Consider the following 15,011-nt stretch of genomic DNA (forward strand, 5'->3'; position numbering starts at 1 on the left):
ATCGGGATAGTCTTTCCAGTATATATAGATTATAATATTTTTAAAAGGAGGGCTTACGAGATGGTAGAAAAGGTTGAAAATGGTCTCTTTGGTGAATTTGGCGGCAGCTACGTACCAGAAGATTTACAAACCGTTTTAGAAGGACTAGCCGAGGCGTTCGAAACATATAAAGATGACCCCGAATTTCAAGAAGAGTTTCGATATTATTTAAAAGAATATGTAGGTAGGGACAATCCATTAACCTTTGCACAAAATTTAACTCAAAAAATCGGCAGTGCAAAAATTTATTTAAAGCGTGAAGATTTAAACCATACGGGTGCACACAAAATCAATAATGCGATTGGACAAATTTTACTTGCCAAGCGAATGGGTGCAACTCGTGTTATTGCTGAAACTGGTGCTGGGCAGCATGGTGTTGCAACGGCTACAGCATGTGCGATGTTTAATATTCCTTGTACAATTTATATGGGAAAACATGATACTGAAAGACAAGCCTTAAATGTGTTTCGCATGGAATTACTAGGAGCTACAGTTGTACCAGTAGAAGCTGGACAAGGAAGACTTAAAGATGCGGTAGATGCGGCACTTGGCGATTTAATTGAAAACTATCAAACTACTTTTTATTTACTTGGCTCTGCTGTTGGTCCACACCCTTATCCGACAATGGTAAAACATTTTCAATCGATAATTAGCGAAGAATCTAAGCTACAAATTTTAGAAAAAGAAGGAAAACTTCCTACAGCTGTAGTAGCTTGTGTTGGTGGAGGAAGCAATGCAATTGGAGCATTCGCAAATTATATCGAAGAAGAAAATGTACGTTTAATCGGTGTTGAGCCGAAAGAAGCTGCATCCATTACCGAGGGAGTTCCTGCTATCATTCATGGATTTAAATGTCTCACTCTCCTTGATGAATACGGTGAACCAGCACCAACTCACTCGATTGCAGCGGGGCTAGATTATCCTGGCATTGGACCAGAACACAGTTTTTTAAAAACGAATGGCCGTGCTGAATATGTAACCATTACCGGTGACGATGCTTTGGAGGCCTTTAAGGAATTGTCGCAAGTAGAAGGAATTATCCCAGCACTTGAAAGTTCCCATGCAATTGCTTATACAATAAAACTTGCAAAAAAACTTACAAAAGATGACGTTATAATTGTTAATTTATCAGGTCGCGGGGATAAGGACGTTGACCAAGTGTTTCAAATGGAAAAATTATAAGAAATTCTGGCAAGATGATTACTTCTTTTCTGCCACATCTTGCCAGTCTTTTTTATGTATAAAATTAACCCCAAATCTGTTCTAACCGTGGTGCATAGAAATCAATTGCTTTTTGATAACTTAACATTTCACTATCTTTAGTCGTCTCCATTAAACATGTAAGCAGTAGTTTCATAGCTGCTTGATGTTCTTGTAAATTATATAGGGTCATCGAATAGAATACTTATATTACCCTGTTATCGGGGAACTGATTGATACCTTTTTCAAAAACATTTTTTGAGTTTTCATAATTTCCAATCGCTCGATATGTGCTCCCCAATCCAATAATTGCTTTTTCCAAGTCTTTCCCTGATAACCCCAATTTTGTTTCCTTTTAATACGGAACAGCTTTTGTTTCCTCTCCTAGCACATCAAAACTCCATGCACATTGAAGTTTACATAAGGATCATTTGAAAATTTTCTTACCAGTTTCATTAATAATCGATTAGATTGTTTTAGTTCTGATTTTTTACGCAACTCTATTGCTCGTTTAATCTCTTCTTTCACGTCTCCCCCTCTTTCCTCGTTCACGATAATTCCGAATTTATATATAACAAGAAATACTAAAAATAATCCATCGCTTCATGTACCCTGAAATAGATTCAGAAAAGCTAAAGATTAAAACGGAATTCCCAAAATTAATAATATATCTAATAATAGCCGTCCCAACATTAGAAAACTTGGCTTATCGCCAAGATTGGCGATATCCTTAGTTGCACTTATGCAGTAGGAAAGTTTCTTTCTTATCTGCCAAAAAAAGAATACAGAAAGCCGCTATAGGAACTCGGATCAACCGAATGTGATTGATGATAGTTTTCTATTTGAGGATCATCATAATAATTAACATCTCGACCATCCAGCATTAGATCACCGCCCTACTTGTTAATTATAAATAGTTAGACTCGTCTAATGTTTAAGAACTAGAATAATTTAATTCCAATTTAGCTTTTCATTTTGTTCGTTGCTGACCGTACCTTACATACCAGCATAAAGGCATTATCAATGTTTCCATTTAATTATAAAACGTATTGATTATTTTTCCTATATAATTCTGTCAACCTGTATTATAACAATTCGCTATAAAAATATTGCAATGGAGCTGCTATTATTATTATAATAGAATTAACATCACTACATAAAGGAGTTAATCTTATGAATTCTGTTATACAACAATTAAAGAACGTGCCAACAACCGCTATTTCTGATGTGCTTAAAGGAATGAACAATATTGATCCTGCTATTAAACCTTTAAAAGAAAATTATAAAATTGCTGGGCAGGCATTCACGGTAAAACTTCCTGTGGGAGATAATTTAATGCTATTAAAATCTCTAAAAGAAGCAAAGCCAGGTGATATTCTTGTTGTTGATGTAAAAGGCGATACCTATCGCGCTATTGCTGGCGATTTTGTCGTTGGGATGATGCAAACATTAGAACTTGGTGGCCTAGTAGTCGATGGAGTAATCCGTGACCTCATCGATATAAAAGCATTAAATTTCCCAGTTTTCTCTAAAGGAACAACGGTGTCCTCTGGCGGAAAAACAGGACCTGGGGAAACAAATGTCCCAATTTCCTGTGGCGGAGCTTCCGTAAATCCTGGTGATATCATCGTCGGCGATGTTGATGGAGTAGTCGTTATTCCACGAGATCGTGCGGAAGAAGTACTGGATGGAGCAAAAGCAAAAATGAAAGCCGATGATGAGCGAGAAGCAAACATCAGTGGAAATAAAGAAGAAATTTATAAATACATCGACGGAATGATTGCGAAAAGTAAATAAAATATAATAAGCAAATAAAATTATAAAACGCCGAACTAAATTCTAATTAAAGTTCGGTTTTTCTTTTGACCGCTTTAGTAAATTTTATCGTTTATTTCCTGGAACTAAGCCATAAAACACTACATGAATGGAACAAATTTACATGTTGGATAACGTAACATCTTGGAGAATGACTCAACATCTTGTGAATCCACTCGACATCCCTGAAACGAATCGACATCCGGAAAACACACTTGTCATTTTGGAGATCGAGTCAGCACCTAACTTAGTGGTGATTTAATCGGTGTAAATGAGTAAAAATATTGTTTATTATTTAAACGAAGATCGATTAAGACAATTAATCATTCACGATTTAAAAGTTAGAACTGTTATCGGAAAGTTCAATAGCGGAAGATAGAAAAAAATCCATTACCGAAAAATTTTAAGACAAAGTAAAGATTATAAGAAAATTGCCTGGTGAAAAGCCTAGAATATAACTTCTAAGCTTTTCAATAATTTAATTAAAAATCTTGCCAGGGTTCAACATATTATCAGGGTCTAACAATCGCTTAAAACTTTTCATTACTTCAACTGCATCTCCATGTTCTTCTCGTTGATATTTCATTTTACCAAGACCTACACCATGTTCACCGGTACAAGTCCCTCCTACTTTAATCGCTTTTAAAACCAGTTTATCGGTCATTCGTTCAGATCGCTCGCGATCTTCTTGATTATCTACATCAAATAAGGATAGTGTATGGAAATTTCCATCACCTACATGCCCTAAAATACCACCATGTAAGCCAGACTCTTCAAGTAAATTTCTTGCATAATGGACTAGCTCGGGTAGTTTAGAGATAGGAACGCAAATGTCTGTACCTAAAAATCGTTTTCCTTTTTGATGTCTAAAAGCATAAGCCATTTGATGCCTAGCTTTCCAAATTTCATTTCTTTCTTCTGTCCTTTCTGCAATATCCCAATGTTCACAACCGAGCTCTTCCATTAGTTCCTTAACTAATACCACTTGAGCCTCTACAGCAGCCTTAGCACCAGCAAATTCAAAAAATAGAGAATGAGCTACCGGGAAAGAGTAGTCACCATATTCATTCACTTGCTTGATACTTGACGCATCAACTAATTCCATTCTCATTATCGGGATATCATTTGCCAACACCGTGTATGCCGCCTCTGCACATTCCTCTACTGTTTTGAATGTGCACCTTGCTGCGATAATATGTTCTGGAATCCCATGCAATTTCAATGTAACTTCGGTAATGATTCCAAGTGTTCCTTCTGATCCAGTAAAAAGTCCAGTCAGATTATATCCGGATGATGATTTTTTCGCTTTTGTCCCTGTATGTATAACACGACCATCCGCCAAGACAACTTCCATATCTAACACTTGATCTCTCATTGAACCATAACGTACCGCAGTCGTTCCACTTGCATTCGTTGCCGTCATCCCACCAATTGTCGCATCTGCACCCGGATCAATAGGAAATTGCAGACCATATCTATTAATCTCTTCATTTAATTGAATTCGTGTCATTCCCGGTTGAACAGTTACAGTCATATCTTTTGGAGAAAAGTCGACTATTTTATTCATTCGCTCTAAATTAACGGAAATTCCTTTTTTAACCGGGATCACTTGCCCTTCAAGTCCCGATCCGACACCATATGCGGTAACAGGTGCTTGAAATTGTTTAGCGACAGAAAGTATTTTAGTTACATCTTCTGTTGATTCAGGGAAACATACAATATCAGGTGTAACTGCTGCATGTGCAGATTCATCATGACTATGGCGGAACAGTTCTGTTTCATTTGTACTTACCTTTTCAATACCTAACTCTTCTTCTAATCGTTTTTTCATAATTATCCCCTTTAGAATTAAATTTATATTCAAGTAAATTTCAGATAACCACGACGATTTTGAAATAACCACGCAATTTACGATTTAACCACGAACGAAATGATTATCCAGCTAAATTGCAATTTAACCACGGAGATTTTCAAATAACCACGCAATTTGCGATTTAACCACGAACGAAAACGTTATCCAGCTAAATTGCAAATTAACCACGGAGATTTTCAAATAACCACACAATTTACGATTTAACCACGAACGAAAACGTTATCCAGCCAATTTGCAAATTAACCACGAAGATTTTGGAATAACCACACAATTTACGATTTAACCACGAACGAAAACGTTATCCAGCTAAATTGCAAATTATCCACGGAGATTTTCAAATAACCACGCAATTTGCGATTTAACCACGAACGAAAACGTTATCCTGCCAAATTGAAATTTAACCACGAAGATTTTGAAATAACCACGCAATTTACGATTTAACCACGAACGAAAACGTTATCCAGCTAAATTGCAAATTATCCACGGAGATTTTCAAATAACCACGCAATTTGCGATTTAACCACGAACGAAATGATTATCCAGCTAAATTGCAATTTAACCACGGAGATTTTCAAATAACCACGCAATTTACGATTTAACCACGAACAAAATGATTATCCTGCCAATTTGCAAATTAACCACGGAGATTTTGAAATAACCACACAATTTGCGATTTAACCACGAACAAAATGATTATCCTGCCAATTTGCAAATTAACCACGGAGATTTTCAAATAACCACGCAATTTGCGATTTAACCACGAAATACTAGAATTATCCACAAACGAAAAAAACATCATTTTATCAATTTAGTCGCTTCAAATATCGTGTCCCCTATTAGTTTTTTCACAGTCTGATATTTTGCAAGTCGTGGGCTTTGACCAGCCCATAAAGACATATATCCTTTATCTTTATTTTTAGCTGCTGCTTTTCTCATCGGTTGTGTCAATGCGTTTTGGATCGGAAATTCAGGTAAATCTTCTTCAAATTCCATCATTATATCAATATATTGATTCCGAATTCCTTGAGCATATTTTCCTGAAAATGCCCTTGTTTCTACAATTTCTTCTTCCACTGCTTGTAAAATTGCTTCTTTATGTATGTGATTAGCGCCACTTTCTTCTGTCACTAGAAAAGCCGTTCCCATTTGTACCGCTTTAGCACCTAGACAAAGTGATGCAGCAAGACCTCTCCCATCCATAATGCCACCTGCTGCAATTACTGGAATCGATACATGATCTACTATTTGTGGAACTAGTGACATCACTCCAATAGAACGTTGTTTATCTTTCAGAAAACTACCCCGATGTCCTCCAGCTTCGTACCCTTGAGCAACGACAGCATCCATACCTAGTTGTTCAATATGGATTGCTTCTTGAACTGTAGTCGCTGTCCCTACTGTACTTATGCCTGCTCGCTTTAGATCATTCATGATTGATTTCGTCGGAACGCCAAATGTAAATGAACAGACCGGAATTTTTTCTTCAACAACTACTTTTATTTGCTCAAAATAATTCTCTAAAAATGACTCTTTTGTAGGAATAGACGTATTTTTCTCCAACTTATACTTTTCCTGAACACTAACTAAAGCCTCATTCGCTGCTTGTATTTTATGTTCGACAAGCGAAAAATCATTTGGGACAAATAGATTAACACCAAAATTCTCCGTTTGTAACTTTAGCTCTTTAACTTGGCTTCGCAGCTGTTCTGGACTCATATAGCCTGCCCCGATCATACCGAGTCCTCCGGCATTAGAAACCGCTGAGACAAGTGAGTTTGTAGTGATTCCACCTGCCATAGGTGCTTGGATAATTGGATACTCAACATTAAATAATTTGGTAAATTGATTTTCAATCATGACAGATACCTTTACCTTTCTTTTAAATTAATACACTTAATTTTATAATAGCTGTTTTACTGTTATGTAACAAGATTAATTGAAAATGTTTACTGCATTACAGTATTGATAATACTAATAATTAATCAAAATTAATGCCGATGAACAGGAGAGGTTTTATGATCAAAATTGCAAGTGCAATTATATTATTTGTAGGGATTGTTAGTGCCTTTATTATAACAGGAGTAATTGTTTTCTTTATTTATCTCATTTCTTTTGATCGAAGACAAAAAAAACATTCTATTCTAAGGAATTACCCACTTCTTGGTAGAGTACGTTACTTTTTTGAAAAAATTGGACCAGAACTAAGGCAGTACTGGTTTATTAATGATACAGTAGGTAAACCTTTTTCAAGAGCAGATTATGAACATATTGTCCGTAATTCAAAGTATAAACGTGATGTTATCGGTTTTGGTTCTAGAAGAGATTTTGAAAAAGAAGGATATTATATTCGAAATGACATGTTCCCAAAATTGGCGGAGGATTTAAAAGTAGATAAGGATATAATTACGTTAACAAATAAATATTTGCTATTACGTGATCCACTCTTCACCCAGAGAAAGGAAAAATTAAAACAAGATAAATCACTTGCCTATCTTTTACATGATGATGATGCAGTAGTCATAGGAGCAAAGACGAAATATCCTTTCATCACCAAGGGTCTTATTGGGATGTCTGCAATGAGTTACGGTTCTTTGGGAAAGAATGCCATTACCGCCCTTTCTAAAGGACTGGCGATGGCTAAAGGATCATGGATGAATACTGGAGAAGGAGGGCTTTCACCTTATCATTTAGAAGGAGAAGTCGATATTATCATGCAAATTGGACCAGCATTATTTGGTGTGAGAGACAATCAGGGAAAACTTGATTTAGCTGAGCTAGAAAGAAAAAGTAAAATACCACAAATTAAAGCTTTTGAATTAAAACTAGGACAAGGAGCAAAAACTCGCGGCGGACATATTGACGCTGAAAAAGTGACACCTGAAATTGCAGAGATACGTAGAGTGGAGGCTTTTAAGCCAATCGATAGTCCCAACCGTTTTTACGAGTTCAATGATCCGGAAAAAATGGGTGAATTCATTTCATTAATTCGGCATACGACTGGAAAACCAGTTGGGATAAAGCTTGTCGTAGGAGGAATTGACAGTATCGAACCGTTAGCAAAATATATGAAAGAAACTGGTGAAGACCCGGATTTTATAACAGTAGATGGCGGAGAAGGTGGGACTGGCGCTTCCTATCAAGAACTCTCTGACAGTGTTGGGCTACCAATAAAATCAGCAATCCCAATTTTAGATGGGACATTAAAAAAATACGGTGTTCGCGACAGAGTGAAAATTATTGCTTCTGGAAAACTATTTACCCCTGACCGCATTGCCATTGCATTAGCTATGGGAGCTGATCTTGTTAACATTGCACGAAGTTTAATGATCTCTATCGGTTGTATTCAAACACTAAAATGTCACGCTAATATTTGTCCAGTAGGCGTAGCAACCACTAACCCAAATCTACAAAAAGCTCTCGTTATCGAAGAAAAAAAACATCGAGTTGCTAATTACATAACGACACTTAGAAAGGGATTATTTCGTATTTCTGCAGCCGCAGGACTAAATTCGCCCGTCCATTTTGAACCGAAACATATTATGTATAAAGATGATCATGGAGTCATCTATCCGTTAGAAAAAATATTAAACGATATTCATAACCAATTAGGCTGGGAAAAAAATCACTGATACCGCGGCAATAGTATTTTTTCATGAAGCATTTAAATGTGACATAAATAAATGTTCCTAATATGATGGTACATCATCTTGTTTCCCTCTTGCAATCAACCTCACTACAATGTATAGTAAATTTATAGGAATAATATATGAAAGTGTGGAGAAATGTCTTGATTGAATTAAAAAATGTTTCAAAAATATATAAAAGAAATGGCACCGAAACAGAAGCATTAAGTGATGTAAATTTGCAAGTAAATAAAGGGGATATCTTTGGTGTTATTGGATTCAGTGGGGCTGGTAAAAGTACGTTAATTCGGCTTGTAAATTATTTGGAAAAACCAACTACTGGAAAAGTTTTCATTGATGGAAATGATTTAAGTACTTATCCAATGAGTGAACTTCGGGTCTTAAGAAAAAATATTGGGATGATTTTTCAGCATTTTAATCTATTAAACTCAAAAACGATATACCAAAATATCGCAATCCCACTTATTTTAGCGAAAGAAAGTAAGCAAGCAATTAAAGAACGTGTGATGGAACTTCTACATTTCGTTGGATTAGAGGACAAAGCTGACAGTTATCCAAACGAATTATCTGGCGGCCAGAAACAGCGGATTGGAATTGCACGAGCCTTGGCTACAAATCCCTCAATTCTTCTATGTGATGAAGCAACATCAGCACTTGATCCACAAACAACAGATTCAATATTACAGTTACTACAAAAGATTAATGAAGAATACAATATTACGATTATGATCATTACCCATGAAATGAGCATCATTCAGAAAATATGTAATAGAGTCGCTGTAATGGAAGAAGGAAAAGTAATCGAAGAAGGTAACGTCTTAGATGTATTTGGGAATCCAGAGCACACTTCTACAAAGAACTTTGTAAGAACAGTGATTCAAGATGAGTTGCCTAAAAGTGTTCGACTAAAAATAAAGCACATTCCGGGAAGCAGACTATTTAAAATTGACTTTAGTGACAAAACTAATACAGTAATCAATGAATTAATAAAAAAATTTAATGTGAATGTTAATTTTATTTATGCAACAATGAATGAAATAAAAGATGATACAGTTGGTCATATGATTATTCAATTAGCTGGTAATACAGTAGAAGAAGCTGTTTTACATTTACAATCATCTGATATTAACGCAAAGGAGTTGGCATAATTATGTTTGCTACTACAGTGACCATGGAACAATTCCTACAAGCGATGATCGATACATTTTATATGGTTGGTTTCTCTTTGTTAATTGGGTCTATCATTGGAATCCCTTTGGGAATTTTACTTGTTGTTACCAGACCAGGTGGAATTATTGAAAATAAATTTATCTTTAGTGTACTAAATCCAATTATCAATATGGTAAGATCTTTACCATTCATTATTTTACTTGTCGCAATTATTCCGTTTACTCGATTAATCGTGCAAACTTCAATAGGTACAGCAGCGGCAATTGTTCCTTTAATTATTTACGTTGCACCATTTATTGCTCGTTTGGTGGAAAACTCCATCTTAGAAGTAGATGATGGAATTATTGAGGCAGCCGAATCGATGGGTGCAACTCCAATGCAGACGATCTGGTACTTCCTTCTTCCTGAAGCATTAGGTTCGTTAATATTAAGTTTAACAACAGCTACAATTAGTTTACTCAGTGCGACCGCAATGGCCGGTGCCGTCGGTGGAGGTGGTATCGGAGACTTGGCGATTAGCTACGGATACGAACGATTTGATTCATTTATTATGCTTGTTACTGTAATTGTATTAATCATTTTTGTGCAACTTATGCAGTCAGTAGGAAACTGGTTAGCTAGAAAAGTAAGAAGAGAAGGATAGATAAAACAAGCATCAAGACAAACATGTGGAGGATTAGAGAAAATGTACTCTCTAATCCTATTTTAATTTTATGAACTAAATAATAACACTTAAAACATTTTTAAGATAACATAAAAAACTGGTATTAAATTCGCCCCAACATTCATTTGTGATTTCACATTACTTATTTGTTAAAAAAACTATTGCTTAAAATTTTAGCATCCTAAAAATGTTGAGAAAACAGTTGTGAAATTAATGATGATTTTTGCTGTAATTTGTTATCCGAATTACTTCGTTTATCCGGTGATAAATTATTTGAATTTCATGGTAGCAGTGTAAAAATATGATAGTATTTAATGTAATTAGATTAATTATGGCTTGTTCTACAAACGAGGCTAACGGAACAAATGAAGGTGAATTAAGTATGAAATTGAGGCAAGAATAGGTCTGTCTTTAAAGGAGGGAACAATCATAGATTCAAATGGTTTTCTTTATGCTGCTAAGATGACCAATACCTTAGCAGAAGAAATTCCAGAAAATAAATGGGATGTTCAGTTGATTAAAGAATTGGGATCACTAAGAAAATTATTTATTCATATCATTCGCGTTAGAGATATTTATAGGGATGGACTAAGAACTGGTATCGTAGAATTTCCAGGCGATCTTCCGTCAAGTGATGGCAAATTAATTGAGCAATTAGATAGATCAATGAATGAACTAGCTTCTGCATTTACACAAGCAGGTAAACAGCGTATTAAAATGGGTGAAGAATATTTATCAACAGTAGAGATGTTAAACACTGCGGTACAACACGAAGGTATTCATCAGGGACAGTACTTTGTTGCCCTTAAACAAGCAAAGATTAATTTACCAAAACAATGGATTCGGGATTGGGATATGTAACCATATTGTTCAGTTATAAGACGCAGTTGTTGAAGAAGCACTGTGCCTGAATCGAGAAATATTGCTGAATAAGACTGACAAAATAATTTACATCTTAACCATGAAAGTAGGAGATTTTGATGTCAATAAAATATGCTCATACAAACATTGTTGCAAAAGACTGGCGTAGATTATCTGATTTTTATATTAAGGTTTTTAACTGCAAGCCTGTATTACCCGAAAGAAATCTCTCAGGTAAATGGCTAGAAAGGCTGACCAATATAGATAATGTTAGTATTAAAGGTATCCATTTATCTTTACCTGGGTTCGAGGAGGGACCAACTTTAGAGATTTTTCAATATTATCCTGAAAATCCTGACAAGCAGTCATCAAATATTAGTTCTCAAGGATTGGGACATATTGCATTTGTAGTAGATAATGTTGAAGAAGTTTTGAACAAGTTAATTGAATGCGGTGGACAGAAATATGGAAGTTTAGAGGAAAAAGAGTATGAGTCTCTCGGAGTATTAACAGTTGTTTATGCAAAGGATCCCGAAGGAAATATTATAGAGATACAGAATTGGAAATAATGAATTGTTATATTCCTCATTTACTTTAGAAACCTGTGCAAAACTGAAATGAGAATTGCGCTTTTTCTTGGATCAAAAGGAGAAATGCATATAATTCCAAAGGGTATTGAGCACAAACTTTATGCGGTAAAGAAATGTCATCATCATGCCGGAGAACCAAAAGGAGCAGTAAATACTGGTGAAACAAACGGCGAATTGACTGCTGAGAATGATGTGTGGGTTTAAAAGTGTTAAAGTATCTTTGTCAGTATTGCTTACCCTTGTTTAATCGGACTTTTCCGCAAACGGGTGCAGTTGTTGTGCGAAATGTTTTTAGAACCATTACAGCAGATAATGGCTCAGAATTCAGCAATCTGTCGGAACAAGGGGAAGGACTTCAAATTGACGTCTATTTTTGTCCCCCCTATGCTTCGTGGGAGCACGGATCAAATGAGCGTCATAATGGACCTATTCGAAGATTTATTAAAAAAGGGCAACCAATTCATTCATATACTGACGAGCAGATTGACGATGTCGAAAACTGGATGAATACACTTCCACAGAAAATACTAGAATATCAAACGCCGATGGAAAAATTTTAGGAAAGACTTATATAGTGGTTTCTCAAAGGGTGTTGCATTTAATATTGCAATTAAGGTAAATTATTTGAATTTCATTGTAGCATTGTAAGAATATGATAGTGTCTAAGTAATTAGATTAATTATGGCATTATTCTACAAACGTTCTGATTGTAGGGAAGTTGTTTATAGAGGATGTTCAAAAAGTCAGCTGAAAATGACACATGGCATTTCTTCGTTGACTTGCTTTTCCGCTACTCACGTATTTAACTGCATACATTCCTTTGCCGGGAGCTACGCCGCCTCGAACAGCTCGGTCTTTTCATCTTTCTAACATAGGAGTTTTGAACACGCACTTATATGTTACAGTAGAGTTATCAATCCATAGGGGGAAATTTAGATGATTCTTGGACTACATCATGCACAAATTACTATTCCGAAGGGTGCGGAAGAAGAAGGTAAACAGTTTTATTGCAATGTATTAGGTTTAGAAGAAGTAGAAAAGCCGGAATCACTCAAGGGGCGTGGAGGATTTTGGTTAAAAGTCGGGGATCAAGACGTTCACGTAAGTACTGAAGATGGTTTTGACAGACTAACAACAAAAGCTCATTTAGCTTATTTGGTAAGTGATATTTCACACTGGAAAAGTGTGTTGGAACAAAAAGATATTCAGTCAATTGAAGGAGTTCCAATCCCTGGTTTTGACCGATTTGAATTCAGAGACCCTTTTGGCAATAGGGTGGAAATGATTCAAGAAATATAAAAAAAATAAACAATCTGGCGCATTTGACGCATTGTGATGTGCCAAAATCAAAGCTAGATTGCAAACGAAAATATTGTGAAGTTAAAAGAAACAATTGAGTTTTGTAAGCCTCAAGTATTAGCCCAAATACATCACAGGTTCACTAACTAAGGATCCGTTCTTGTGTTAAAATAAAATTAAAAGCTTTGGTAATTAAAGGGTGGATTAATTGTTTAAGGGTTACCAGTTAAATTAGTAACCGACATTAATTTTCCATGACTCGAAAATTCATTACTTTAATTAAGAAGAAAGGGAGGTATTTTAATGCTAAAAAGGTTTTCTATGGTGTTCTTAACAATGGTATTGGCTATTGTTGCTTTATTAATAGCAACCAAACACCCAACAGGTCCAAACACTGTTTCATTCGATGAACCAGTTGGATTATTGATATCATTAGGTATGTTAATAGCACTATTTTTACCGCCTTTAATTTTTTCATTTTTTAATAACCTTGCTGTAAAAGTAATTTCCGCTATTTATCAATCCTTTATACTTATTAGTTTTTTAATTATTGTTCCAGTAGGCTTTTTTGTTCCTGCTTTTTCCATAATTATTATCGGCGTTTTAGGTGCTATTGTTACTATTTGTAGTATCATCGTTACTATTTTAGTCGGGTTAAAAAAGAAAAATTCAGCCGTTTAATTCTGCTTAGGAATCGGGCACCTTAATCGAACAAATTGGGTAAAGAATTAGTAACATAACTATAAAATGAATTACAAAAAAGGTGCTAATCGCACCTTTCATTTTAATACTCTTTTCGTTGTTTTTGCACATGAATTAATAGGATAATAGTAATGTGATTTAGTTAGTGAAATTACTTTTTTTATGATCTTTTCTCCAAGGAAACGGAATCCCTTACGTTTATCGCAGATTATTATATACTCATTATCTTATTTCTTCTGGAATAAACCAATAGTCATCTTGGTTATGTTCTTCCATATATGCCTTAAATTCATCAGATTCATAAGCTGCTTTTACGGCTTGAGCCCAATCTGTATCTTTATTTTTCTCATCGACTACTGCAACAAGTTCTAAATCTTTTAATATATCTTCTTGCAGTAAGCTTAAAGATGCATCGACTCCAGATGCATAAACAATACTACCTGGAATAACACCATAATCAAGATCGTCTAAAGCACGTGGAATTTGCGCAGAATCCATTTCTTGTATATCAAGATTAAGTTCATTTTCTACGATATCATTTTGCGTCACTTTTACTAATTCTACATTATCTTCTAATGTAATTAATCCAGCTTTTTGTAATACAGCATAGGCTCTTGCTGCATTTGAAGGGTCTTTCGGAATCCCAATGACATCCCCTTCTTCAATGTCATCAAGTGAATCTTTACGACCTGGAAAAATACCAGTTGGTACCGTCGGGACTGGTGTAATACTTGTTAAACTCGCACCTTTTTCATTATTAAAGTTTTCATAGTAAGCTGTATGTTGGTCAACATTCAAATCAATCGAACCTTCGTCAAGTGCGATATCAGCTTGTAATAATTCCGTAAAATCAGTTGTTTCAACCGTATACCCTTCCTCTTCCAATATAGGTACAATTGCATCAATAAACAACTCACTATAAGGTCCAGGTGAAGTTCCAACTTTAATTGTTGTCTTTTCTTCACCATCTCCTGTTGTTCCAGAACCACAAGCAGCAAGAAATAATGTTGTTAATATTGTAAAAATAAACAATAACCTTGAGACTTTCATTGCGTTTCCCCTTTTTATATGTTTTAAATTCATACTTTACTACTTTGTTTTATATGAATTATGTACTATAATACAGGGCACAAGATAAAAAGTCAATTCAATTT

13 protein-coding genes and 2 pseudogenes are annotated in these 15,011 nt (G+C 35.2%); 11 read left to right on the forward strand and 4 right to left on the reverse strand.

Annotation, left to right across the window (positions count from 1 at the left end; all coding sequences use genetic code 11):
* Positions 1 to 60: 60 nt before the first annotated feature.
* Positions 61 to 1,221 carry a tryptophan synthase subunit beta gene (gene trpB / locus SPD89_RS08280; RefSeq protein ID WP_336261490.1) on the forward strand — a complete coding sequence of 387 codons (1,161 nt, stop codon included), beginning with the start codon at positions 61 to 63 and terminating at the stop codon, positions 1,219 to 1,221.
* 64 nt (positions 1,222 to 1,285) lie between these two features.
* Here trpB and SPD89_RS08285 read toward each other — a convergent pair.
* Positions 1,286 to 1,767, reverse strand: a pseudogene (locus SPD89_RS08285) (tetratricopeptide repeat protein).
* A gap of 645 nt (positions 1,768 to 2,412) precedes the next feature.
* Between SPD89_RS08285 and SPD89_RS08290 the strand changes: the two are divergent.
* The gene (locus SPD89_RS08290) at positions 2,413 to 3,036 is read left to right on the forward strand and encodes an RraA family protein (protein WP_336261491.1); all 624 of its coding nucleotides are present in this window, start codon (positions 2,413 to 2,415) and stop codon (positions 3,034 to 3,036) included.
* Positions 3,037 to 3,532: 496 nt separating this feature from the next.
* Here SPD89_RS08290 and SPD89_RS08295 read toward each other — a convergent pair whose 3' ends face one another.
* The gene (locus tag SPD89_RS08295) at positions 3,533 to 4,885 is read right to left on the reverse strand and encodes an FAD-binding oxidoreductase (protein ID WP_336261492.1); all 1,353 of its coding nucleotides are present in this window, start codon (positions 4,883 to 4,885) and stop codon (positions 3,533 to 3,535) included.
* Positions 4,886 to 5,722: 837 nt separating this feature from the next.
* Positions 5,723 to 6,784 carry an NAD(P)H-dependent flavin oxidoreductase gene (locus SPD89_RS08300; protein WP_336261493.1) on the reverse strand — a complete coding sequence of 354 codons (1,062 nt, stop codon included), beginning with the start codon at positions 6,782 to 6,784 and terminating at the stop codon, positions 5,723 to 5,725.
* 158 nt (positions 6,785 to 6,942) lie between these two features.
* On the opposite strand from SPD89_RS08300, the gene SPD89_RS08305 reads away from it, so the two are divergent.
* From SPD89_RS08305 to SPD89_RS08345, 9 genes and pseudogenes are all read left to right on the forward strand, one after another.
* Complete coding sequence (locus tag SPD89_RS08305) at positions 6,943 to 8,556, forward strand: FMN-binding glutamate synthase family protein (RefSeq protein WP_336261494.1); 1,614 nt, start codon at positions 6,943 to 6,945, stop codon at positions 8,554 to 8,556.
* Positions 8,557 to 8,714: 158 nt separating this feature from the next.
* Positions 8,715 to 9,719 carry a methionine ABC transporter ATP-binding protein gene (locus tag SPD89_RS08310; RefSeq protein ID WP_336261495.1) on the forward strand — a complete coding sequence of 335 codons (1,005 nt, stop codon included), beginning with the start codon at positions 8,715 to 8,717 and terminating at the stop codon, positions 9,717 to 9,719.
* Positions 9,720 to 9,721: 2 nt separating this feature from the next.
* Complete coding sequence (locus tag SPD89_RS08315) at positions 9,722 to 10,384, forward strand: methionine ABC transporter permease (RefSeq protein WP_336261496.1); 663 nt, start codon at positions 9,722 to 9,724, stop codon at positions 10,382 to 10,384.
* Between the two features lie 483 nt (positions 10,385 to 10,867).
* Positions 10,868 to 11,266, forward strand: coding sequence for a DinB family protein (locus tag SPD89_RS08320; RefSeq protein ID WP_336261497.1), 399 nt, complete (start codon positions 10,868 to 10,870; stop codon positions 11,264 to 11,266).
* A 119-nt stretch (positions 11,267 to 11,385) separates the two neighbouring features.
* A complete protein-coding gene (locus tag SPD89_RS08325) occupies positions 11,386 to 11,835 on the forward strand; it encodes a VOC family protein (RefSeq protein ID WP_336261498.1) in 450 nt (149 codons plus the stop codon).
* 84 nt (positions 11,836 to 11,919) lie between these two features.
* On the forward strand, positions 11,920 to 12,060 hold the full coding sequence (locus SPD89_RS08330; protein ID WP_336261499.1) for an oxygenase: 141 nt from the start codon (positions 11,920 to 11,922) through the stop codon (positions 12,058 to 12,060).
* Between the two features lie 74 nt (positions 12,061 to 12,134).
* Positions 12,135 to 12,416, forward strand: a pseudogene (locus tag SPD89_RS08335) (IS30 family transposase); the annotation flags it as partial.
* A gap of 376 nt (positions 12,417 to 12,792) precedes the next feature.
* Positions 12,793 to 13,155 (forward strand): VOC family protein, encoded by a 363-nt coding sequence (locus tag SPD89_RS08340; RefSeq protein ID WP_336261500.1) that lies wholly within the window; start codon positions 12,793 to 12,795, stop codon positions 13,153 to 13,155.
* 303 nt (positions 13,156 to 13,458) lie between these two features.
* The gene (locus SPD89_RS08345) at positions 13,459 to 13,836 is read left to right on the forward strand and encodes a hypothetical protein (RefSeq protein WP_336261501.1); all 378 of its coding nucleotides are present in this window, start codon (positions 13,459 to 13,461) and stop codon (positions 13,834 to 13,836) included.
* A gap of 243 nt (positions 13,837 to 14,079) precedes the next feature.
* On the opposite strand, the gene SPD89_RS08350 is transcribed toward SPD89_RS08345, so the two are convergent.
* A complete protein-coding gene (locus SPD89_RS08350; RefSeq protein ID WP_336261502.1) occupies positions 14,080 to 14,907 on the reverse strand; it encodes a MetQ/NlpA family ABC transporter substrate-binding protein in 828 nt (275 codons plus the stop codon).
* Positions 14,908 to 15,011: the final 104 nt, after the last annotated feature.

This window comes from Pseudogracilibacillus sp. SO30301A, assembly GCF_037072025.1.
Taxonomy (GTDB): domain Bacteria; phylum Bacillota; class Bacilli; order Bacillales; family Amphibacillaceae; genus Pseudogracilibacillus.